Genomic DNA, 19,284 nt, shown 5'->3' on the forward strand with positions numbered 1-19,284 from the left:
CGTCGGCACGCCCTTTTGATTTCAGGCCAGCCTGCGCGGCAGCTCGCCGCCCTTGGTGAAGGCGTCGATCGCCTCGACCATCTGGCCATAATGAATGCGCAGACCATCCGTGGTGGCGTAGCCCAGATGCGGCGTCAGCACGACATTGTCGAGCTTGCGGAAGGGATGGTCGACCGGCAGCGGCTCGACCGAGAACACGTCCAGGCCTGCACCCGCGATCTTGCGCTCCTGCAAGGCTTCCAGCAGCGCCTGCTCATCCACGATCGGCCCGCGCGCGGTGTTGACCAGGAAGGCCGTCGGCTTCATCCGCGCAAGATCCGCGCGGCTCACAAGCCCGCGCGAGCGCTCGCTCAGCACCACGTGGATGGTGACGATGTCGGCCTTGGCGAACAGCTCCTCCTTGGTGGCGTAGCCGACACCAACAGCCGCGCACTTCTCCGGCGTGAGGTTCGGGCTCCAGGCGATCACGTTCATGCCGAACGCTTTCGCAATGCCTGCCATCTTGCTGCCGAGCTTGCCGAGCCCGACGATGCCGAGCGTCAGGCCCTCGATCTCGACGCCGGCAAAGCTCTGCCAGGATTCGCCCGCATGCATCCGCGCGTTCTCACGGCCGATGCCGCGGGTCAATTCCAGGATCAGGCCCATGGCGAGCGGCGCGGTCGGATCACGGGAATATTGCGTGCCCCCGATGGCGATGCCGCGCGCTTTCGCGGCCTCGATGTCGATGGCGGCGTTGCGCATGCCCGACGTCAGCAGCAGCTTCAGCTTCGGCAAGCGATCGAACAAGCTCTTGGGAAACGCCGTGCGCTCGCGCATCGCGCAGATGATCTCGAAGTCGGCGAGCGCGCTGGCCGCGGCCTGCTCGGAGGCGAAGGGATGGCTGAACACGGTGAGGTCGAGGCGGTCCGACAATTTCTGCCAGTCGGCGACGTCGAGGGAAAGGTTGAAATAGTCGTCGAGGATTGCGCAGCGCAGCCGGCTCATCAGCGATCATCCATGGCGAGAGGTGATGGCGCCGGGCGGGCGCCGTCGTCGGAACCTGGCCATGGTTGCGCGCAATCGCGCCAGCGCGCAAGCAGCCAGCGGCTTCAAAAGTCCGATAGGAGGTCGTCTCTCAGACGTCGCGGGGCTTCAAGCGGAACGGCGCATCCATGCCGTGCTTGGCGCGCCAGGCGGGGCCGGGGCCGCGCATGTAATGCAGTTCGGGCCGGTAGGGATTGAAGGCGGTGGCGAAGAAGCGCTTCCAGAAGGCCTTGATCTCCGAGGCGAACCCGAAAGTGCGCCCGGCTCCTGCCGGAACGGGAAGAGAATTGGTCTCGATCAGAGCCATGATGCGGCCTCGCTGTGCTCCCCGTTCGTTCTGAGCGGGTGGCGCTGTTTCCGCGCGAAACCGAGCTTTGGCCTGCTTTATTAAAAAATGGTTTCAATTGTCCGGATCGGTGGCCGGATGGTGTCCGTCCCGTATTCATCCGTGGTGAACGGAGGGAAAACGTTGCCCTTTGAGGGCGGGATCGTTACATCGCTGGCGAAGCAAATTTCCTCAAATCGAAGGTTTCACGGGACCGATGGCGCGCCAGTTCATCTATTTCATGCAGGGCCTGACCAAGAGCTACCCGACCCGGAAGGTGCTCGATAACATCCATCTGAGCTTCTACCCGGATGCCAAGATCGGCGTGCTCGGCGTCAACGGCTCGGGTAAGTCGACGCTGCTCAAGATCATGGCCGGTCTCGACAAGGAATACACCGGCGAGGCCTGGGTCGCCGAGGGTGCCCGCGTCGGCTATCTGGAGCAGGAGCCGCAGCTCGATCCCAAGCTGACCGTGCGCGAGAACGTGATGCAAGGCGTCGCCAAGCAGAAGGCGATCCTCGACCGCTACAACGAGCTCGCGGTCAACTATTCGGACGAGACCGCCGATGAGATGACCAAGCTGCAGGACGAGATCGAGGCTCAGGGCCTGTGGGATCTCGACAGCAAGGTCGACCAGGCCATGGACGCGCTGCGCTGTCCGCCCGACGACGCCGACGTGACCAAGCTCTCAGGCGGTGAGCGTCGCCGCGTCGCGCTGTGCCGCCTGCTGCTCGACCAGCCCGAGCTCTTGCTGCTGGACGAGCCGACCAACCATCTCGACGCGGAATCCGTGTCGTGGCTGGAAGGGCACCTGCGCAACTATCCCGGCGCGATCCTGATCGTCACCCACGACCGCTACTTCCTCGACAACGTCACCGGCTGGATCCTCGAGCTCGATCGCGGCCGCGGCATCCCGTACGAAGGCAATTACTCGTCCTGGCTGGTGCAGAAGCAGAAGCGTCTGGAGCAGGAGGGACGCGAGGACGCCGCGCACCAGAAGACGCTCGCGCGCGAGCAGGAATGGGTGGCATCTTCGCCCAAGGCACGCCAGGCCAAATCCAAGGCGCGCTACCAGCGTTATGAGGAACTGCTCAAGCAGGCCAGCGAGAAACAGACTCAGACCGCGCAGATCATCATCCCTGTCGCTGAGCGGCTCGGCGCCAACGTGGTCGACTTCGAAGGTCTCAGCAAAGGCTATGGCGATCGCCTGTTGATCGACGATCTCACCTTCAAGCTGCCGCCCGGCGGCATCGTCGGCGTGATCGGTGCCAACGGCGCCGGCAAGACCACGCTGTTCAAGATGATCACCAAGCAGGAACAGCCGGACAAGGGCTCGATCACGGTCGGCGAGACCGTGCATCTCGGTTACGTCGACCAGTCGCGCGACGCGCTCGACGGCAAGAAGACCGTGTGGGAGGAGATCTCCGGCGGCAACGAATTGATCCTGCTCGGCAAAAAGGAAGTCAATTCGCGCGGCTATTGCTCGTCGTTCAACTTCAAGGGCGCGGACCAGCAGAAGAAGGTCGGCGCGCTCTCGGGCGGTGAACGCAACCGCGTGCATCTGGCAAAAATGCTGAAGTCCGGCGCCAACGTCCTGCTGCTCGACGAGCCGACCAACGACCTCGACGTCGACACGCTACGCGCGCTCGAAGAGGCGCTGGAGGACTTTGCCGGTTGCGCCGTCATCATCAGCCACGATCGCTGGTTCCTCGACCGCATCGCGACGCACATCCTCGCCTTCGAGGGCGAGAGCCATGTCGAATGGTTCGAAGGTAATTTCCAGGATTACGAGAAGGACAAGATGCGCCGGCTCGGCCAGGACAGCATCATCCCGCACCGCGTGAAGTACAAGAAGCTGACGCGGTGATGGCGGCATGATGCGGCGGGCGCTCATCGCTGCGGTGATCGTCATCACCTGCGCTTGGTCGCCCGCCCGCGCCGCTGACGCCGCCTTCACGCAGTTCATCGCCTCGCTGTGGCCGGAAGCCCAACAGGCCGGCGTCTCGCGCGCAACGTTCGACGCGCAGACGCGCGGGCTGGAGCCCGATTACAAGCTGCCCGATCTGCTCTTGCCGGGACGGCCGGCGACCGGCGCGCCGTCGCAGGCCGAGTTCGTGCAGGTGCCGGCGGACTACGTCAAGGAAGCTTCGATTGCGCGGCTGGCCGGCGAGGGCCAACGGCTGCTGCAGAAATATCGCGCGGCGCTGACCGAGATCGAGAAGAGCTCCGGCGTGCCGGCAACAATGATGCTTGCGATCTGGGGCCGCGAGACCGATTACGGCCGCTACACGCTGCCCTATGATCTGGTTCGCGTGCTGGCGACGCAGGCCTATGTCGGCCGGCGCAAGGATCAGTATCGCAACGAGTTCATCCTCGCGTTGAAGATCCTCGGCGAAGGCGTGGTGACGCGCAAGGACATGCGCTCGTCCTGGGCGGGTGCCACCGGGCTCACGCAATTCCTGCCGTCCGAATATTACAAGCATGGCGTCGATTTCGACGGCGATGGCCGCATCGACATCTGGCACTCCGTGCCGGATGCGCTGGCCTCGGCCGCGCAGCAGCTCGTCAACAAGGGCTGGCAGAGCGGCCTGCGTTGGGCCTACGAGGTGCAGGCCCCGGCCAAGGTCGATTGCTCGACGGGCGTGCCGGAGGTGACCAAGCCGATCGGCCAATGGCTGCGCGAGGGTTTTGTCCCGGTGCGCGGCCAAAAGCTCAGCGCGGCCGAGCAGGCGCAGCCGGCCTCGCTGCTCCAGCCCGAGGGCATCTACGGGCCGTCGTTCCTGACCACGAAGAACTACTTCGTCATCAAGGAATACAATTTCTCCGATCTCTACGTGCTGTTCGTCGGCCATCTCAGCGACCGCATGATGAGCCCGCTGCCCTTCGCAACGCCCTGGTCGGCTTCGAAGCAGTTGCGCACCAAGGACGTCGAGACCATGCAGCGCGGGCTGACGCGCATCGGACTCTACAAGGACAAGATCGACGGCAAGGCCGGCATGCAGACGCGCGCCGCGCTCGGCGCCTATCAGAAATCGGCGGGACTCAAGGTCGATTGCTGGCCGAGTGAAGAGGTGCTGCGTTCGATCCAGGCGGCGCGATAACGTTTGAGCAAAGAAAAAGCCCGGCCGATGCTCTCGGCCGGGCTCTTGATCGCGGCGCGCATGCGCCAGGCGATCAGATCAGTAGCAGACGCGAATCGGACGGCTGACCCAGCCGTAGCCGTCCCAATAGCGCTCGCGGCGCCAGTAGCAGGGCGCGGGCGGCGGGGGCTCGGCGATGTAAACGGGGCCGCCATAGGCGGGACGGCTCGACGCGATCGCGCCGCCGACAATGGCGCCGCCGATCAGGCCGGCCGCGATCCCGGCGCCGACGTTGTCACCGGCTTTGGCGGACGGAGCGGCGGTCACCAGCGAACCGGCGACCGTCGCGACCGTGAGGGCGGCAACTAAAGTCTTGTTCATGCTCTTGGCTCTCCTGGGAGATGGGTTCCTCCTGTTAGAGGCGCCCGGGTTTCAAAGGTTCACGCACACTCTGATGGAATTGGCCTTGCAGCTAGGAAGCGCGCAAATGGTCAATCCACGGTAAACGCACACGGACCTGTGACGAGAAAAAGCGGTCTTTTTCAGGCCCCGAGATGAACGGCAACTCCGTAGTCAACCGGCTTGGCGTGCCTCAGCCGCAGACTCGGACGCGACGGACGCGCCAGGCATAGCCATCCCAGAAGCGCTGCTTCTGCCAGACGCAGCCGCCGTAATAGTCGTCGGCCACATAGCCTGGACCAGGGGCGTAGTAGCGCGGCGGGTAGTAGCCCGGCTGATAGTAGCCATAGCCGGGTCCGTAATAATACGGAGAAGCCAATGCACCGCCGACAATGGCGCCGCCGATGATCCCGGCTGCCACGCCTGCGGCGACGCCGCGCTGAGCATGGGCCGGCGATCCGGCCGTCAGGGCCAGGGTGGCGACGGCAGCGACCGCCATGAGCGACTTCTTCATTGCTTGACCTTTCAGACCAACACACGGGAACCCTTTGGATCGCAAGGTTCCATATTTCGCTGAAATGATCAATGAACGGCACCTTTGCCGGAGGCGACCAACTAATATGGACCCCACTGGGAGACGATGATGGGCAACGCGATGGTCAATGCCTTGATTGCGGCCGGGATCGTTTTCGCGATCGGCTACGGCTGGATCGCACATCTCCAGAACCGCGCACGGCGCTCCCGCGCCACCGCAGGCAGCGACCGCGGGAGTGGCGGCGGGGACAGCAACTATTCCGGGACGAGTGACGGCTTCTCGCTGGGAAGCTGGTTCTCCGGCGGCAGTTCGGGGAGCTCGAGCGACGGCGGCAGCTGTTCGAGCAGCGATAGCGGCAGCAGCACCGGCGGCGACTGCGGAGGCGGTGGCGACGGTGGAGGAGGCGGTGGCGGCGACTAGTCCGGCCCAATCTTGATCCAGCGCAACAGCTTATTTTAGAGCCGTTCTAGGCTTTGATCAGGCCAGTTTGGAATAGCTTCAAATACCGGTTTTTCCTTTTGCATCCGGCCGGCCTGTTAAATATCGATGATGGCGCATCACCGAAGGGCCTGCCGCTTCCATGATCGTTTGTTCCTGTAACGTGCTGAGCGATGACGATATCCGCGCCGCCGTCGCCGAGTCCGACGATGCCGTGCGCCATGCCAAACAGGTCTATGGGTGTCTCGGCTGTAGCGCCGAATGCGGCCGCTGCGCGCGGACGATCAAGACCATCATCGACGAAGCGCTTGGGCCCTGCGCGCAGTCCTGCTGCGCCGGCTGTCCGCATAGCCACACCGTGGCCGCCAACGACGAGACCGCCGAGCCCGCCGAGTTTGCGCTCGCGGCCTGCTGAAAACTTCCGCAACCCCGGCTGAGCTTTTCCCCGGCTGCGTTCCCGCAGCCGGTTGCCCTCGTTCGCAAAGTGATTTAGAAGCGTTCTAAACTCGGTTTAGGGCCGATTTGGATTGCAAGAGCTGGAGTGAACCATGCAGGGCGACGCAAAGGTCATCGAATATCTCAACAAGGCGCTGCGTCATGAGCTGACTGCGATCAATCAGTACTGGCTGCATTACCGCTTCCTCGACAATTGGGGCCTGCTGGACATGGCCAAGGTCTGGCGCAAGGAGTCCATCGAGGAGATGGAGCACGCCGACAAGCTCACCGAGCGTATCCTGTTCTTCGACGGCTTTCCGAACATGCAGGTGCTCGACCCCCTGCGCATCGGCCAGAACGTCAAGGAAATCATCGAGTGCGATCTCGCCGCCGAGATGAGCGCGCGGGCGCTCTATCAGGAAGCGGCGACCTACTGCCACAGCGTCAAGGACTATGTCACACGCGACCTGTTCGAGAAGCTGATGAGCGACGAGGAGCATCACATCGACTTCCTCGAAACCCAGCTCGATTTGATCGGCCGCATCGGCCTCGAACTCTACACCCAGAAGCATGTCGGCGGGCTGGAAGGCGACGGGCATTAAGCGCTAACGCCGCGACAGACGCCGTCGCGACACACTCCCATGTCGTCCCCGCGAAAGCGAGGACCCATAACCCCAGGGAGGAGTGTGGCGCGAGGCTGGGACGACGCTGTGATGCCGTGCGGCCTACAGCTGCGTCTTGTAGAGCTCTTCCACGGCCTCCTGGCTCGCGGGCTCGCCGAGGCCGGTCTGCTCGTGAACGACCGTGACGATGCTCGGCATCACCGAGCGCGGCACCTTCTCCGACGACCACAGCTTCGAGCGCATCAGCGCCTTGCCGCAGTGAAAATAGACTTCGCTCACGGCGACGTTCAGCACCGCGCGCGGCGGCTTGCCGAATTCCTCCATCGAGGCGAGCAGATCCTGGTCGGCCGACAGCGTGCCGCGTCCGCCGACGCGTAGCGTCTCGTCGATGCCCGGAACGAAGAACAGCAAATGCACGAAGCCTGAGCCTTCGACCACGTTGCGAAAACTGTCGATGCGGTTGTTGCCGGAGCGGTCGGGCATCAGCAGCTGGTTGGGGCCGGCGACGCGGACGAAGCCGATGCCGCCGCCGCGCGGCGAAGCGTCGACGCTGCCGTCCACGCCCGATGTCGCGAGGACGCAGAACGGCGACATCTCGATGAACTTCTTCGCATGCGCGTCGATCGCGGGCCGTGCCTTCGCGATCACGCGCGGGCTCGGCTTGGCATAGATGGTGGCGAGGTCTTCGGCGCTAAGATCGGTCAACGGCGTGCCTCCGCTTCAAGCTTGGCTCTAGGCTACCCCATCGGGCCATCTCCAGCCAATGGAATTCATCAAGACGCGCTACACCGCATCCGCCGGCACGAAGCAGCTGATGATGATGGCCCCGCGGTGGTGGACGTACCACACCACGGCCTGGCCGACCGGATTGCCCTGGTCGCGGATGATGGCGCGTTCGGGCACTTCCATCCATTGCCCTTCGATCGGCACCCAATAGCTGCCCGCGCGCACGTCGTAGTCGGTGCGATGGCCGTCGGAGATGTCGCAGCAGGGCACGCCGTTCGGCGCGATCACGCTCTTGAACCAGGCGCGGATGTCGGGCGGGACGTGATCATATTGCCCGTTGTCGAACGCGAACGCAGCGCTCGTCAGCGCCGTCATCGCGATCAGCCAAACGCACAGTGCGAGCCTTCGCATGCGATCCTCCGCCGCATTCCGATTCGTATCGTTGATGCGATTAAGCCCGAGCTGTCAGCGCATTGCATGCTCAAATAATATGCGCGCGAGAGGCGCGGCGCATGATGCGTTGCGGCATGATCTTCGCTATGGCGTCTCGATCGAGGCGAGCAGCGATTTTGGCGCGACATTGCGCCAGGCCATATTGAGGGCGCTTCGCAGCGTCACCTGATCGACCTTCGCCAGCTTCACATTCGTGTTGCCGTTCTTGCCCCAGGCGCCGGGCACCGGGCGAAACATCGCCGGCTCCGCATCGATGAGCATGGCCTGCTGGTCCGGCGTCAGCTTCACCATACCCCATGTGTCATCGGGATAGCCTATCGTCGCGAACACGCGCTTGCCGACGCGGAAGTCGGCATGGCCGTGATGCGCGCTCTCGATAACACCGGGAAGTGCGAGTGCAGCCTTACGAAAGCGGGCTTTCGACATATCGTCTGGCTGCCGCTCCTACATCGTCCGCTGCGGCGCGGTCTGTAGCAATTGCCTGACCTGCTCGCTGTAGAACTTTGCATTGCCGGTGGTGCCGTGGCCGCGCGTCTCGGAGCTCGCCGGGATCAAATAGAGGCGGCCGTTCTTGACCCGCTTCATGGCAGCGTCCGTGAGGCCGGTCTCGGGCGGGTTGCGCTCGTCGTCGGCCGAATTGATCAGCAGCAGCGGGGCCTCGATCGCCTCCAGCTTCTCGCTCGCATTGTAGTCGTGCGAGGATTCCCATTGATAGACGAAGTCGTTGGCGTCCGCCGTGATCGGCGTCGCGAGCCGGTCATCGACGATCTTGTCGGCCTTCGCCGCGGTCGGCGCCTGCGATTGATAGGCGAGCGTCCCGCCGATGCTGGCAATGCCGTAGGCGGTGATGGCATATTTCATCATGCGCGGCTGGCCGGTGTAATTGCCGCCATTGTAGTCGGGATCGTTGCGGATGGTGTCGAGCATGATCCGCCTCATCATCCAGTTGCGCGATGCCATCTCGGTCGGCTGCGAGGCCATCGGGATCAGCGCGTCCATCGCCCTCGGATATTTCTCGCCCCACAGCCAGGTGTGCATGCCGCCCATCGAATTGCCGATCACGAGCCGCAGATGCTTGACCCCGAGGCCTTCCGTCACCAGGCGATATTGCGCCTCGACCATGTCCTCGTAATTGTATTTCGGAAAGCTCGTCTTCATGCCGTCGGAGGGCTTCGACGATTTGCCGTGGCCGACATTGTCGGGAATGATGATGTAATATTTGGCGGCGTCGAGCGGCTGCCCCGGGCCGAACAGCTCGCCGGCAAAGGAAGGCGTCAACATGCTCGCGCCCGACCCGCCTGTGCCGTGCAGCACCAGCACGGGCTGGCCCGAGGGTTCGCCGACCGTGGTGTAGTGCAGCTTCAGTTCCGGCATGGTCTCGCCGGTGTGGAACTTGAAATCCCGGGCGATCCAGTCGCCCTGCTTTGGTGGCGGATAGTCGGCTGCCCATCCTGACGTCGAGATCGATAGCAGGATGGCCGACAGCGCGACGCAAGAAGCTCTCATGTTCCTCTCCCCCGTGCGGCTCGTGTCCGGCGGCCGCTTTGCGGCGGAACCTAGCACAAATGCGGGAAGGATGTAGGATTTCCCCTCCGCCAACCGTCCTCGAGGGAAATATCCGGAGAAAGTGCATGTGCCGCAATATCAAGACGCTGTTCAACTTCGAGCCGCCGGCGACCGAGGATGAGATCCACGCCAGCGCGCTGCAATTCGTGCGAAAGCTGTCGGGTTTCAACAGGCCGTCTCAGGCCAACGAGGCGGCGTTCGAGCGAGCGGTGGCCGAGGTCTCCGAGGCCGCGCGAAAACTCCTGACTTCACTGCATACCCATGCGCCTGCGCGCGACCGCGAGGTTGAGGCGGAAAAGGCCAAAGAGCGCTCGCGGCTGCGCTTCGGTACGTGAGCTCAGGCTGCGTGCTCCGTGATCTGCCTCACGGTATCCGCTGCCTCGGCTTGCGAAGGTGGCGGCCGGGGTTTTGATCGCCCGGAGCACGACATGAGCCGCCCCCTTCTTCCCTTGAAAGCAGGTGCCATCGTCTTCACGCTGCTGTGGACCGCGTGGATGATGTGGTGGAGCGGCTCGTTCTCCAGCGCGAATGTGGTCATCCTCGCCCTGTGCGGCGCGGCGGTCGGCTATCTCTGGTATCGCGCCATGCGCTGGCAGTTCGAGCGCATGGGCATGCTGCCGCGGCGCGAGGATCAGCCCAAATAGACTGGGGCTAACTCTTCTGGCCCTGCTTCTTCTTCTTCTTTTTCTTCTTGTGATCGTCGCCGTCGTCGCCCTCGTCGTCGACGATTGCCTCGTCGGTCTCCTGGACGGCGGCTTCGAGCGCTTCGCGCTCAGCGGCTTCGCGCTCGCGTTGGCGGCGGCGCTCGTCCCAGGCGTCGAAGAGCTGGTCGAGCCACGGCAGCACCTGCTCGATCGAGGGCAATTGGCCGGGCGGACCCGGCTCGCCGCGCGGGCCTTGCGGCCCCGCCGGCCCCTGCGGTCCGACAGGTCCCAGCGCGCCGGCTGGCCCACGCGGACCGGCTTCGCCCTGCTTTCCTTGCGGTCCGGCCTTTCCGACGGGGCCCGGCTTGCCCTGCGGCCCGGTCTTGCCGCGCGCGCCGTCGGGGCCGCGCCGGCCCGGATGACCTTGTGGCCCCGGTCGTCCCGGCTCGCCTTGCCGCCCACGAGGACCCTGAGGCCCCGGCCGTCGTCCCTGGTCGTCTGCCACGCCATTGCTCCCTTCACCCGAAGCAAGCTACTTAGCGGCGTTTGACGACAGCAGCAATTCTGCCCGCGCATCGTGCCCGGCTTGATCAACATCAATCCAACGGAGCAACCAGCCGTGTCATCGATCGCGCGCGGCTGCGCAGCGCGTCGTCGCGGGTGGACTAAAGTCGCGCGCTAGTCCTGATGGGCAGGCACGTCGATGCCAGAGGCGGCATAGAGCTTGATCTTGTTGCGCAGCGTGCGCACCGAAAGGCCGAGCACGCGCGAGGCCCGCGTGCGGTTGCCGTCGCAGCGCGCCAGCGTCTGCAGCACGAGCTCACGCTCGACCTCGTCGACGGTGGCGCCGATCAGAAGCGGAACGATCTGGTTCGGGGCAAAGAATTGTGCGTCTGGCTCGGACGCGGCGACATGAACAGTGGTCATCAACACACCTCCCGATCAACGCCCGCTTCCATCGTCGGAAGCGGATCGAGAACCAACGACCCCCAAGCCGTGAATCTACGGTGGTCTGGTTTGGTTAATGAAGGGTTAATCGGGGTGGCCGCGCCGAATTGATCTTGAGAATGCCCAAATGCGGCCGCGATTGACGAGCCTCTCACACCGTTCGGTAGCCGCCGTCCACCATCACGATGCTGCCGGTGACAAAGGCCGACAGATCGGAGGCGAGGAACACCGCAGGCCCCACGATGTCCTCGGGATTGCCGGTGCGCGCCAGCGGCGTGTGATCGACGAAGGCCTGCACCAGCGCCGGATTTGTCGCACGCACATGGACGTTGATGTTGGTCTCGATAAAGCCGGGCCCGATCGCGTTGACGCGCACACCGTCCTTGCCGAGCTCGACCGCGAGCGCCTTGGTGAAGCCGAGCACGCCGTGCTTCGAGGTGGTGTAGGCCGCCGAGCTCGGCGTGCGCAGATGCACGAAGGACTGGATCGAGCCGATATTGACGATGCGGCCTTTGCTCGCGCGCAACGGCGCGAGGAACGCCTGCGTCATGTTGAAGACGCCGGTGAGGTTGAGCGAGATGATGTCGTTCCAGTCCTTCGCCACCGTCTCGGTCTCCGCGGTGAAGGCGTTGCGGCGGGTGATGCCGGCATTGTTGACGAGGATCGAGACCTGCCCGACCTTGTCCGCGATCTGCTTCGCCAGCGCAAAGCAATCCTCGCGCCTGGTCACGTCGAGCGCAAAGCTCTCGGCCTTGCCGCCCGATGCTCGGATCTCCTGCGCCGCCTCCGCCACCGTCTCGGCGTTGACGTCGAGCAGCACGATCTGCGCGCCCTCCCGCGCATAGCCGGCGGCGATCGCCCGGCCGATTCCGGAGCCGGCGCCGGTGACGACGGCAATGTGGTTCGCGAGCAACGCCATGGCATATTCCTCCCGTTTTCGTTTCGAAGTTTCACGAAAAGCTAACTCGAAATTAAGGGGTCGGAAACGGCGGCCTTGGCATACTGATCTTGATTGCTAAACGTTGCGCGCATGATGGAACGGCTCGACTCCTGGAAACTCGCTCTGGAACGCCTGCGGTCGGCGCAATCGCCGGATTGGGCCGAGGCCGGCCGGCTGGTGGCCGAGATCGCGCGGATGAGCGGCGACGTCACGCTGCGCCAGGCCGCCGAGCAGGCGCTGCCGGTGCTGCGCCAGGCCGTCGACAATGACGATCACAGCGTGACGCTGGCGGCCCAGCGTCGTCTCGGTGTGGTGCTCGAGGTCGTGCACGATCTGACCGCACCGCGCTTCGGCCGCCGCAACGCCGCGCCGAAGAAGCTCTCCAGCGAGGATCGCGCCCGCAAGGTGCTCGGCCTGCCGCTCGCGGTGCAGCTCACCTGCGAGGACATCAACCAGGCCTATCGCCGCGCCGCCAAGGGCCTGCATCCCGACCAGGGCGGCAGCGCCGAAGCCTTCATCGACCTCGCCGCCGCGCGCGACATCCTGATCCATCCCGGCGCGCACAAGGACGCGTAAGGGCGCCACGGCTCGCGTTCACGCAACACAAAAACAACCGGGCAAGGACGTTGGCGTCCTTGCCCGGCTCTTCGTCCGCCGATCGAAACTTTACCAGGTGCAGCTGCCGCTCTTGAGCGCGGCGTCCTTCGCCGCGAGGGCGTCGAGGAAGGTCGGCACGCTGGCGCTGGCGCGGTGATAGCCGGCCGGCCACGGCGTGGTCGGGATGCTCTCGTCCCAGATCTGGCAGAAGCCGGTGTCCTGCCAACGGATCAGATGATAGCTGGCTTCGGCCGGGCTCGCGGCGACGAACGCAGTGACGGCAAGACCGGCGGCAGCGCACAGCATGGAAATACGACGCATGATCAGCTCCTCAAATGAATGATGTGATGCGCCTCCCGACAATGACGGGGAGGGGTGGTGCGGGACGCTGTGGCATGCGCCCCGGACAAGATGTGAGTAGTTCCACCGGCCGCCGAGGTTCAAACAATGTGCGCTGGACCTGCGCAATTTCGGCCGGGGAAACGCTTCAGGCCAGCGCAAAGAAAAAGGGCGGATCGCCCGCGCGACCCGCCCTTCGAATGCGATCTCTTGCCGGAGAGCTCAGAGCGTGCACTTCCGCTCGGTGCGCATCTTGATCTGCAGGTCGGAGGCCTGCTGGAAGGTCGGGAGCGGCTTGCTGACGACCTTGTAGGTCGAGACCCCGAACTGGAACGGCTTGTACTGCAGGTCCTCGTTCCAGACCTGGCAGATGCCGGTGTTGTCCCAGCGGATCACGTAATAGCCGACCTTCGCTGAGGCCGGCACGGCGAACACGGAAGAGGCGATGCCGGCAACGGCACAAAGCGCGAGAAGGCGACGCATGAAGTATCTCCTTGTGGGACATGGGACCGAAAAAATTCGTGCGGTAAAAGCAGGCCCTTTGCAAGCCGGCGAGCCGCCATTCACGGACATGTCAGCCGTGCCTCGAGCATTTGGTTTGGCAGCGTGCCCGATGGGCCACACGCAGCTTAATCCGCTCCTACTTGGCCAATGAGGCGACCGCCTCGATCTCGATCAGCATCTTCGGATCGGGCAGCGCGTGCACCACGCATGTGGTGCGCGCCGGGTACGGCGGCGGGCCGAAGGCGCCGGCATAGAGCGCGTTCATCGCGGCAACGTCCGAGGCGCGGGTCAGGAGCACGTTGACCTTGACGAGATCGTGCATGCCGGCGCCGGCCTCGCCCAGCACGCGCTTGATGTTGACGACGACATTGGCGAACTGCGCCTCGAAGCTATCGGGTAGCGCGCCTGATACATCGAAGCCGGGAATGCCGGAGACGAACAGGAGATCGCCAACGCGCGTCGCAAAGGACAGCGGCGGCGCCTTGACGTGCGGCGGGGGCGCGAAATGCTGGATCGACATGGGATCACCTCAGGACGGGGGCGGACGCATGAGCGTAGCGGCAAGACGTGGGCTGCTCAAAACAAAAATGCGAAAACAACCCCATGCACAGTAGGGATGGTGCGGAGAACATTGGGTTTTTACGAAATTCGGGATTGCGGAAGTATCCGCTTGCTCCGTCGGGCAAAACAGGGGCAGTATGGCACGATGGAAGTTGGTCCTCGCCGTGACCCCAAACTGCGCTGTCATGCCCCGGCTTGACCGGGGCATCCAGTACGCCGCGGCTTCTCGGCTCAATCACAACGGTCTCGGCGTACTGGATCGCCCGGTTGAACCGGGCGATGACAGTTGAGTGCGTTGCCGCAGACCGCGTCCCTCGTCCACCCATCATGTTGCCGCCCCGATCGATCAGGTACATTCGCTCCGCCTGATTCGAATCCTCCCCTAAAAAGACAGCCCCCGGAGACCTTCATGAAGCTCGCATCCACCTTCCGCGCCGCGTGCGTCGCCATCGTCGCCCTGGCCGGCCTCTCGACGACCGCGCGCGCCGACAGCGGCTTCGTGACGCTGACGATCTACAAGGCCGGCTGGATCATCGGCGGCTCCGGCGGCTCCGGCGTGCTGAACTTCCGCGGCCGCTCTTACGGGCTCTCCACCGGCGGCATCGACTACGGCCTGGTGTTCGGGGGATCCAAGACCGTGCTGCGCGGCCGCGTCTCCAACATCAACCGCCCTTCGGACGTTGCCGGCGTCTACGGCGCCGCCGGCGCGGGCCTTGCGGTCGGCGCCGGCGCCCGCGCCATCGTGCTGACCAACCAAAAAGGCGCGGTGCTGGAGCTGACCGGCACGCAGGTCGGCCTGATGGCGAATGCAGATCTCAGCGGCCTTGCGATCACGATGCGGTAAAGCGAGGTGCCGTAGGGTGGGTTAGCCCTGCGGATGCGCGAAGCGAATCCGCGGGGCGTAACCCACCTCTTCGGCGTCTCCGGAGACGACGGTGGTGGGTTACGCTTCGGACAGCGCTTCGCGCCGCCCGAAGCTAACCCACCCTACGATTTTTCGACCATCGCATGCATCCGCTCGCAATGCGCGACGAGGTTTGCGTGCGCATCGACGAAGGCCTTTAGCGGCGTCGGGATCGGAAAGAAATAGATGTTGGCGATGAAGCCGTAGATGCCGGCATCAACGCTCGTCGGCGCCGCGCCGTGCACGAAGCCTTGCGCCGGCACGATCTCCGCCAGCACCTGCAAGTCCGCGAGCCCCCGGGCATAGGCCTGCTCGGGCGTGTAGCGGCCGATGCCCTGGAAGTGATAGCGCTGCGCGTTGTAGGCCTTGGCTTTCTCGAAGCCATCAGCGTCGATCTGCGGATGCTGCGCGATGAAGGCGTCGCGGAACGCCGGATAGAAGCGCTCGTCCTTCCAGCGCGAAAAGGACATCACCCAGTAGAGATCGTCGAGCATGCGCGTCACGAAATGGTTGGTGCGGCGCTGCTCCGGCGACAAGCCGGCATCGATCGTCAGGCGATATTTCGCGGTCGCATGCGCGATGATGGTCTCGCTGTCGCCGATGATCTCGCCGTCGTCGACGACGTAAGGCAGCTGCCCGCGCGGCGCTGCGGAGGCATCGAAGACGTGCTCATGTACGAACGGCACGCCCGCGAGCCTGAGGAAGGCGTAAACCTTGAGGCCGTAGCCGTTGTTGTCGGCGACGCCGAAGAGTTGCGGATAGGAGTAGAGGGTCAGCATGGCGGGCTCCTCTGGGGTGGAGGCTAGAATGCAGGAGGGTCGCGGCCGGCGCAACGGTTGGGCCTGGCACAGCTCTCGTAGGGTGGGTTAGCCGCTCACGAGCGCAGTCGTTCAACGCGAAGGTGCAAGGCGTAACCCACCACCTTCGTATCCGCCGAAACAGAAGCGGTGGGTTACGCCGCACGGCCCGCGCTTCGCGCAGCCGCGCGTCTAACCCACCCTACGAATTACGAACGCGATGCGGCGTTGAACACCGCCAATTGCGCGTCGAACGCCCGCCGGAACGCCGGGCGCGCCTCGCCGCGCGCGACATAGGCGGCAATGTCGGGGTATTCGTCGAGCACGCCTGACGAGTTCAACCGCCGCAGCACCGTCACCATCATGAGATCGCCGGCGCTGAAGGCGCCGTCGAGCCAGTCGGCTTTGCCGAGGCGGCGCGACAATTCGCCGAGCCGGATGCGCACGTGCTCCTGCAAGCTGGGCAGGCGCTCGGCGTACCAGCTCTTGTCGCGCTCAATCATCATCGCCATGGTGAGTTCGACGATCGGCGGCTCCACCGTGCTCAGCGCGGCGAACATCCATGCGATCGCGCGGGCGCGCGCGTTGGCATCCTTCGGCAGCAAGCCGTCATGGTGTTCGGCGATGTGGAGCACGATCGCCCCGGACTCGAACAGCGCGAGGTCGCCATCCTCATAGGTCGGGATCTGCCCGAACGGATGCAGCGCAAGATGCGCCGGCTGCTTCATCGCGGCGAAGGAGAGGAGGCGGACGTCGTAGGGCTGGCCGACCTCTTCCAGCGCCCAGCGCACCCGCATGTCGCGCGCCTGCCCGCGGCCGCGGTCGGGCGAGTTTTCGAAGGCGGTGATGGTGGGCATGGGGGGCTCCGGGTGTTGCGTGCTGTGTTCAGAGGACGAACCGGCGGTTGGGATCCCGACAACTCGGCCTGTGGTTATGGGTCCCGGCGCCCGTGCGCAATTGCGCACTAGGCCGGGACGACACCTGCGGGGCGGAAAAAGTGGGGCTCCCCTGTCGGAATGCCGCCCGCTCGCTCGTCCTTGGGACAGCGGCGCCCCGCCGAGCGTCCAGCCCCAGCCGAAAGGATACAAGTTCATGACCTCGATCACGCCGTTTCTCTGGTTCGACAACAACGTCCCCGAGGCCGTCGCGTTCTACAAATCGGTGTTTCCCAACGCCAGGGTCGAGACCGTCAGCGACTTCATGGCGGTGTTCGAGCTGGAGGGCCAGCGCTTCCACGCGCTCAATGGCGGGCCGCAATACCGCTTCAACGAGGCGGTGTCGTTCTTCATCAGCGTCGAGACGCAAGGCGAGGTCGATTATTTCTAGAGCCGTCTCACCGCCGACGGCGGTGAGGAATCGAGGTGCGGCTGGCTCAAGGACAAATTCGGCCTGTCCTGGCAGGTCATCCCGACGGCGCTCGGCCGCTATCTCGGCGACCCCGACCGCACCAAAGCGAACCGCGTGATGCAGGCAATGATGGGGATGCGGAAGCTCGTGATCGCGGATCTGGACAGGGCGTATGCGGGGTGAGGCGATGACGGTGCCGTAGGGTGGGCAAAGGCGCTCTTCGCGCCGTGCCCACGTACCGCCGGGACTCGCGAAGAATTCGTGGGCACGGCGCTGACGCGCCTTTGCCCACCCTACGAAGCTGGATCCTCGTGGCGGGAGGCGCGAAGCGCCGTATCGAACCATGCAGGCCCGCATCTCGCCCGCGGCGATCCTTCGAGACGACCGCTGCGCGGTCTCCTCAGGATGAGGTCTGTGGGTGTGGCGCGCTCTCGTAGGGTGGGTTAGCCGAAGGCGTAACCCACCACGTTTGCATCGGCGGCGACAGAAGAGGTGGGTTACGCTGCGCCAACCCACCCTACGCAGCAATCCACCTAGCCAACTCCCGCCACGGCTCGATCGTCCAATGCCCCGACGCCGCCCCCGACGGCGACGGCAATACAAATATCTCCGGCAAACTCTCATCCCGCTTCTGCCGCCCCAGCGCAATCGCAGCTGACGGCCTGCCGTAAAACAAGCTCGCGGCCTTCTTGCTCGTGAACGCAATCGTCCGCGGCCGGTACTTTTCCATCTTCGCCCTGAACCCAGGCACGTTGATCGCCTCCGCCGCGATCTGGTGGTCCATCCCGGCGCCCGTCTTGGACAGATCGGTGAAGCCGATCCCGAGCGCGATCAGCGATGCGAACTCGCCTGGCTGATAGCGCCGCGGCGTGATCCCGGCCTCATGGATCGCGCGCCAGAAGCGGTTGCCGGGATGCGCGTAGTAGTGTCCGAGCGCGGCCGAGCGTGTCGAGGCGGCGGTGCCGACGAAGACGGTCGGGGAGGCGGTGGGGGAGCACGTCAGTCACTCGCAGCCGTAGGCCGCATGAGCGAAGCGATTTGCGGGACGACAAAGACCCCGGATGTCGCTGCGCTCATCCGGGCTACGTTGCTGCGCTTGCTAACGACGGTCTAGGAAATCAAAAATCTGGCCAAATCTATAGTTCTCTTCACGTGGTCCTTTCCCTTCTAGCCGATTCAGCATATCGAGAGTGAACTGCGAAAATCCGTTTGCGGACCAGGACAGCATAACGCAGACATCGTTGCTGCAATATGTCGGAACGTATTGCTTGCTCACCATCCAGTTGGATCTGCCGTCCGATACAAACATCGCTCCGCCCCCGGACTCCGCGATAATGCAATTGCCTTCGTCGTTGATGTAGATGTTCAGTTTGTCGATATCTTTGGCTAGTGGCACGTCTGGCGCATTCTGTACTGAGCCGGCGCCCCCATCATTCTTAACGAACGACAACTCTCCGGACATATCCTTATTCAACCCGCAGCGGAGGATCAGGCCGCCCCAAAGTCCGAAAACCGGAGGCTCCGGTATCAAATGTCTGAGCGCTTCTCCGGTGGAGACCAACGAGTCAGGAAGTTCGATAAAGATGATTGCGGAAGAAAATTGGACGGGAAAATGTGACGAGATGGCGTTGAGCTCGCGCAACTTTTCTAGTGCACCCGACGCGCTTTCACTTGCAAATCTCGATTTGACCTCAAGGACGGAGTGTACGTATTTTGCGGGTATCGCGCGTCGCTTACCGAGTTCAGACTGATCAGGATTGCCCTCGGTCCAGAGAATAGGCGCGTTTAGTGCGTCGAATATGATGATGTCGTAGTGATATAGCTTGTATCCAGGTGTTTGAACGACGTCGGGTATAATATATCCTGAGGTAACCGCATATCTTGCGGGCAAGAAGCTGCTAAGCCATTCACGAATCGCGGCCTCTCCTGCGACGCCATGGGCGGTCTTTGTTGGACGAGAGGCTTCTTGTGCCTTCGATAGATCGTATTTTGCCAGAATTTGAGTTCGATTGCTTGCAAACTCTTGCCAGCCGACCATTCCATATCGTTTAGGATTCATCGTGTATTGTCCTCCAGATGGTGCCCGGGTGAAGCCCGGGC

27 protein-coding genes and 1 pseudogene are annotated in these 19,284 nt (G+C 63.9%); 10 read left to right on the forward strand and 18 right to left on the reverse strand.

Annotated elements, in window-relative coordinates; translation table 11 throughout:
* Window positions 1-21: 21 nt before the first annotated feature.
* Window positions 22-984: a D-2-hydroxyacid dehydrogenase family protein gene (locus tag DCG74_RS13920; RefSeq protein ID WP_172786784.1), complete on the reverse strand. Its 963-nt coding sequence runs from the start codon at window positions 982-984 to the stop codon at window positions 22-24.
* Window positions 985-1,114: 130 nt separating this feature from the next.
* Window positions 1,115-1,330: a hypothetical protein gene (locus DCG74_RS13925; RefSeq protein WP_172786783.1), complete on the reverse strand. Its 216-nt coding sequence runs from the start codon at window positions 1,328-1,330 to the stop codon at window positions 1,115-1,117.
* 235 nt (window positions 1,331-1,565) lie between these two features.
* Here DCG74_RS13925 and ettA point away from each other — a divergent pair, with 235 nt between their 5' ends.
* Window positions 1,566-3,215: an energy-dependent translational throttle protein EttA gene (gene ettA, locus DCG74_RS13930; RefSeq protein WP_172786782.1), complete on the forward strand. Its 1,650-nt coding sequence runs from the start codon at window positions 1,566-1,568 to the stop codon at window positions 3,213-3,215.
* 7 nt (window positions 3,216-3,222) lie between these two features.
* Complete coding sequence (locus tag DCG74_RS13935; protein ID WP_172786781.1) at window positions 3,223-4,449, forward strand: lytic murein transglycosylase; 1,227 nt, start codon at window positions 3,223-3,225, stop codon at window positions 4,447-4,449.
* Window positions 4,450-4,527: 78 nt separating this feature from the next.
* On the opposite strand, the gene DCG74_RS13940 is transcribed toward DCG74_RS13935, so the two are convergent.
* Both DCG74_RS13940 and DCG74_RS13945 read right to left on the reverse strand, forming a co-directional pair.
* Window positions 4,528-4,809, reverse strand: a complete 282-nt coding sequence (locus DCG74_RS13940; protein WP_172786780.1) for a hypothetical protein — start codon at window positions 4,807-4,809, stop codon at window positions 4,528-4,530.
* Between the two features lie 211 nt (window positions 4,810-5,020).
* Window positions 5,021-5,341 (reverse strand): hypothetical protein, encoded by a 321-nt coding sequence (locus tag DCG74_RS13945; RefSeq protein WP_172786779.1) that lies wholly within the window; start codon window positions 5,339-5,341, stop codon window positions 5,021-5,023.
* A gap of 126 nt (window positions 5,342-5,467) precedes the next feature.
* Between DCG74_RS13945 and DCG74_RS13950 the strand changes: the two genes are divergently transcribed.
* The 3 genes from DCG74_RS13950 (at window position 5,468) to bfr (ending at window position 6,837) form a co-directional block, all read left to right on the forward strand.
* Window positions 5,468-5,782 (forward strand): hypothetical protein, encoded by a 315-nt coding sequence (locus DCG74_RS13950; RefSeq protein WP_172786778.1) that lies wholly within the window; start codon window positions 5,468-5,470, stop codon window positions 5,780-5,782.
* Window positions 5,783-5,942: 160 nt separating this feature from the next.
* Window positions 5,943-6,215, forward strand: a complete 273-nt coding sequence (locus DCG74_RS13955; protein ID WP_172786777.1) for a bacterioferritin-associated ferredoxin — start codon at window positions 5,943-5,945, stop codon at window positions 6,213-6,215.
* A 133-nt stretch (window positions 6,216-6,348) separates the two neighbouring features.
* Complete coding sequence (bfr, locus tag DCG74_RS13960) at window positions 6,349-6,837, forward strand: bacterioferritin (RefSeq protein ID WP_172786776.1); 489 nt, start codon at window positions 6,349-6,351, stop codon at window positions 6,835-6,837.
* 123 nt (window positions 6,838-6,960) lie between these two features.
* Here the strand turns inward: bfr and DCG74_RS13965 are convergent, their stop codons facing one another.
* From DCG74_RS13965 to DCG74_RS13980, 4 genes are all read right to left on the reverse strand, one after another.
* The gene (locus tag DCG74_RS13965; protein ID WP_172786775.1) at window positions 6,961-7,563 is read right to left on the reverse strand and encodes an MSMEG_1061 family FMN-dependent PPOX-type flavoprotein; all 603 of its coding nucleotides are present in this window, start codon (window positions 7,561-7,563) and stop codon (window positions 6,961-6,963) included.
* Window positions 7,564-7,641: 78 nt separating this feature from the next.
* On the reverse strand, window positions 7,642-7,995 hold the full coding sequence (locus tag DCG74_RS13970) for a hypothetical protein (RefSeq protein ID WP_172786774.1): 354 nt from the start codon (window positions 7,993-7,995) through the stop codon (window positions 7,642-7,644).
* A gap of 126 nt (window positions 7,996-8,121) precedes the next feature.
* Complete coding sequence (locus tag DCG74_RS13975) at window positions 8,122-8,463, reverse strand: MmcQ/YjbR family DNA-binding protein (protein WP_172786773.1); 342 nt, start codon at window positions 8,461-8,463, stop codon at window positions 8,122-8,124.
* An 18-nt stretch (window positions 8,464-8,481) separates the two neighbouring features.
* The gene (locus DCG74_RS13980) at window positions 8,482-9,543 is read right to left on the reverse strand and encodes an alpha/beta fold hydrolase (RefSeq protein WP_172786772.1); all 1,062 of its coding nucleotides are present in this window, start codon (window positions 9,541-9,543) and stop codon (window positions 8,482-8,484) included.
* Between the two features lie 125 nt (window positions 9,544-9,668).
* On the opposite strand from DCG74_RS13980, the gene DCG74_RS13985 reads away from it, so the two are divergent.
* Complete coding sequence (locus DCG74_RS13985) at window positions 9,669-9,938, forward strand: DUF2277 domain-containing protein (protein WP_172786771.1); 270 nt, start codon at window positions 9,669-9,671, stop codon at window positions 9,936-9,938.
* Between the two features lie 93 nt (window positions 9,939-10,031).
* Complete coding sequence (locus tag DCG74_RS13990) at window positions 10,032-10,247, forward strand: hypothetical protein (protein ID WP_172786770.1); 216 nt, start codon at window positions 10,032-10,034, stop codon at window positions 10,245-10,247.
* 7 nt (window positions 10,248-10,254) lie between these two features.
* On the opposite strand, the gene DCG74_RS13995 is transcribed toward DCG74_RS13990, so the two are convergent.
* From DCG74_RS13995 to DCG74_RS14005, 3 genes are all read right to left on the reverse strand, one after another.
* Window positions 10,255-10,752, reverse strand: coding sequence for a collagen-like protein (locus DCG74_RS13995; protein ID WP_172786769.1), 498 nt, complete (start codon window positions 10,750-10,752; stop codon window positions 10,255-10,257).
* A gap of 173 nt (window positions 10,753-10,925) precedes the next feature.
* Window positions 10,926-11,174 (reverse strand): helix-turn-helix domain-containing protein, encoded by a 249-nt coding sequence (locus DCG74_RS14000; protein WP_172786768.1) that lies wholly within the window; start codon window positions 11,172-11,174, stop codon window positions 10,926-10,928.
* A 172-nt stretch (window positions 11,175-11,346) separates the two neighbouring features.
* Window positions 11,347-12,114, reverse strand: a complete 768-nt coding sequence (locus tag DCG74_RS14005; protein ID WP_172786767.1) for an SDR family NAD(P)-dependent oxidoreductase — start codon at window positions 12,112-12,114, stop codon at window positions 11,347-11,349.
* Window positions 12,115-12,225: 111 nt separating this feature from the next.
* On the opposite strand from DCG74_RS14005, the gene DCG74_RS14010 reads away from it, so the two are divergent.
* Window positions 12,226-12,711, forward strand: coding sequence for a J domain-containing protein (locus tag DCG74_RS14010; RefSeq protein ID WP_172786766.1), 486 nt, complete (start codon window positions 12,226-12,228; stop codon window positions 12,709-12,711).
* 90 nt (window positions 12,712-12,801) lie between these two features.
* Here the strand turns inward: DCG74_RS14010 and DCG74_RS14015 are convergent, their stop codons facing one another.
* The 3 genes from DCG74_RS14015 to DCG74_RS14025 form a co-directional block, all read right to left on the reverse strand.
* A complete protein-coding gene (locus DCG74_RS14015; protein ID WP_172786765.1) occupies window positions 12,802-13,053 on the reverse strand; it encodes a hypothetical protein in 252 nt (83 codons plus the stop codon).
* Window positions 13,054-13,293: 240 nt separating this feature from the next.
* Window positions 13,294-13,554 carry a hypothetical protein gene (locus DCG74_RS14020; RefSeq protein ID WP_172786764.1) on the reverse strand — a complete coding sequence of 87 codons (261 nt, stop codon included), beginning with the start codon at window positions 13,552-13,554 and terminating at the stop codon, window positions 13,294-13,296.
* A 157-nt stretch (window positions 13,555-13,711) separates the two neighbouring features.
* Window positions 13,712-14,095, reverse strand: a complete 384-nt coding sequence (locus DCG74_RS14025; protein WP_172786763.1) for a RidA family protein — start codon at window positions 14,093-14,095, stop codon at window positions 13,712-13,714.
* 450 nt (window positions 14,096-14,545) lie between these two features.
* Between DCG74_RS14025 and DCG74_RS14030 the strand changes: the two genes are divergently transcribed.
* Window positions 14,546-14,980, forward strand: a complete 435-nt coding sequence (locus DCG74_RS14030) for a hypothetical protein (protein ID WP_172786762.1) — start codon at window positions 14,546-14,548, stop codon at window positions 14,978-14,980.
* Window positions 14,981-15,123: 143 nt separating this feature from the next.
* Here the strand turns inward: DCG74_RS14030 and DCG74_RS14035 are convergent, their stop codons facing one another.
* Window positions 15,124-15,819 (reverse strand): glutathione S-transferase family protein, encoded by a 696-nt coding sequence (locus DCG74_RS14035; protein WP_172786761.1) that lies wholly within the window; start codon window positions 15,817-15,819, stop codon window positions 15,124-15,126.
* 227 nt (window positions 15,820-16,046) lie between these two features.
* Complete coding sequence (locus DCG74_RS14040; RefSeq protein ID WP_172786760.1) at window positions 16,047-16,694, reverse strand: glutathione S-transferase family protein; 648 nt, start codon at window positions 16,692-16,694, stop codon at window positions 16,047-16,049.
* 235 nt (window positions 16,695-16,929) lie between these two features.
* On the opposite strand from DCG74_RS14040, the pseudogene DCG74_RS14045 reads away from it, so the two are divergent.
* Window positions 16,930-17,367, forward strand: a pseudogene (locus DCG74_RS14045) (VOC family protein).
* Window positions 17,368-17,701: 334 nt separating this feature from the next.
* On the opposite strand, the gene DCG74_RS14050 reads toward DCG74_RS14045, so the two are convergent.
* On the reverse strand, window positions 17,702-18,187 hold the full coding sequence (locus DCG74_RS14050; protein ID WP_257187585.1) for a mismatch-specific DNA-glycosylase: 486 nt from the start codon (window positions 18,185-18,187) through the stop codon (window positions 17,702-17,704).
* Between the two features lie 96 nt (window positions 18,188-18,283).
* The gene (locus tag DCG74_RS14055) at window positions 18,284-19,243 is read right to left on the reverse strand and encodes a DUF6602 domain-containing protein (RefSeq protein WP_172787187.1); all 960 of its coding nucleotides are present in this window, start codon (window positions 19,241-19,243) and stop codon (window positions 18,284-18,286) included.
* Window positions 19,244-19,284: the final 41 nt, after the last annotated feature.

The organism is Bradyrhizobium sp. WBAH42 (assembly GCF_024585265.1).
Lineage (GTDB): Bacteria > Pseudomonadota > Alphaproteobacteria > Rhizobiales > Xanthobacteraceae > Bradyrhizobium.

What these genes read in the sequence shown, in the direction of transcription:
- DCG74_RS13920 (WP_172786784.1), bottom strand. Translation starts at nt 984, where the DNA reads ATGAGCCGGCTGCGCTGCGCAATCCTCGACGACTATTTCAACCTTTCC.
- DCG74_RS13925 (WP_172786783.1), bottom strand. Translation starts at nt 1,330, where the DNA reads ATGGCTCTGATCGAGACCAATTCTCTTCCCGTTCCGGCAGGAGCCGGG.
- ettA (WP_172786782.1), top strand. Translation starts at nt 1,566, where the DNA reads ATGGCGCGCCAGTTCATCTATTTCATGCAGGGCCTGACCAAGAGCTAC.
- DCG74_RS13935 (WP_172786781.1), top strand. Translation starts at nt 3,223, where the DNA reads ATGATGCGGCGGGCGCTCATCGCTGCGGTGATCGTCATCACCTGCGCT.
- DCG74_RS13940 (WP_172786780.1), bottom strand. Translation starts at nt 4,809, where the DNA reads ATGAACAAGACTTTAGTTGCCGCCCTCACGGTCGCGACGGTCGCCGGT.
- DCG74_RS13945 (WP_172786779.1), bottom strand. Translation starts at nt 5,341, where the DNA reads ATGAAGAAGTCGCTCATGGCGGTCGCTGCCGTCGCCACCCTGGCCCTG.
- DCG74_RS13950 (WP_172786778.1), top strand. Translation starts at nt 5,468, where the DNA reads ATGATGGGCAACGCGATGGTCAATGCCTTGATTGCGGCCGGGATCGTT.
- DCG74_RS13955 (WP_172786777.1), top strand. Translation starts at nt 5,943, where the DNA reads ATGATCGTTTGTTCCTGTAACGTGCTGAGCGATGACGATATCCGCGCC.
- bfr (WP_172786776.1), top strand. Translation starts at nt 6,349, where the DNA reads ATGCAGGGCGACGCAAAGGTCATCGAATATCTCAACAAGGCGCTGCGT.
- DCG74_RS13970 (WP_172786774.1), bottom strand. Translation starts at nt 7,995, where the DNA reads ATGCGAAGGCTCGCACTGTGCGTTTGGCTGATCGCGATGACGGCGCTG.
- DCG74_RS13975 (WP_172786773.1), bottom strand. Translation starts at nt 8,463, where the DNA reads ATGTCGAAAGCCCGCTTTCGTAAGGCTGCACTCGCACTTCCCGGTGTT.
- DCG74_RS13980 (WP_172786772.1), bottom strand. Translation starts at nt 9,543, where the DNA reads ATGAGAGCTTCTTGCGTCGCGCTGTCGGCCATCCTGCTATCGATCTCG.
- DCG74_RS13985 (WP_172786771.1), top strand. Translation starts at nt 9,669, where the DNA reads ATGTGCCGCAATATCAAGACGCTGTTCAACTTCGAGCCGCCGGCGACC.
- DCG74_RS13990 (WP_172786770.1), top strand. Translation starts at nt 10,032, where the DNA reads ATGAGCCGCCCCCTTCTTCCCTTGAAAGCAGGTGCCATCGTCTTCACG.
- DCG74_RS14000 (WP_172786768.1), bottom strand. Translation starts at nt 11,174, where the DNA reads ATGACCACTGTTCATGTCGCCGCGTCCGAGCCAGACGCACAATTCTTT.
- DCG74_RS14005 (WP_172786767.1), bottom strand. Translation starts at nt 12,114, where the DNA reads ATGGCGTTGCTCGCGAACCACATTGCCGTCGTCACCGGCGCCGGCTCC.
- DCG74_RS14010 (WP_172786766.1), top strand. Translation starts at nt 12,226, where the DNA reads ATGATGGAACGGCTCGACTCCTGGAAACTCGCTCTGGAACGCCTGCGG.
- DCG74_RS14015 (WP_172786765.1), bottom strand. Translation starts at nt 13,053, where the DNA reads ATGCGTCGTATTTCCATGCTGTGCGCTGCCGCCGGTCTTGCCGTCACT.
- DCG74_RS14020 (WP_172786764.1), bottom strand. Translation starts at nt 13,554, where the DNA reads ATGCGTCGCCTTCTCGCGCTTTGTGCCGTTGCCGGCATCGCCTCTTCC.
- DCG74_RS14025 (WP_172786763.1), bottom strand. Translation starts at nt 14,095, where the DNA reads ATGTCGATCCAGCATTTCGCGCCCCCGCCGCACGTCAAGGCGCCGCCG.
- DCG74_RS14030 (WP_172786762.1), top strand. Translation starts at nt 14,546, where the DNA reads ATGAAGCTCGCATCCACCTTCCGCGCCGCGTGCGTCGCCATCGTCGCC.
- DCG74_RS14035 (WP_172786761.1), bottom strand. Translation starts at nt 15,819, where the DNA reads ATGCTGACCCTCTACTCCTATCCGCAACTCTTCGGCGTCGCCGACAAC.
- DCG74_RS14040 (WP_172786760.1), bottom strand. Translation starts at nt 16,694, where the DNA reads ATGCCCACCATCACCGCCTTCGAAAACTCGCCCGACCGCGGCCGCGGG.
- DCG74_RS14055 (WP_172787187.1), bottom strand. Translation starts at nt 19,243, where the DNA reads ATGAATCCTAAACGATATGGAATGGTCGGCTGGCAAGAGTTTGCAAGC.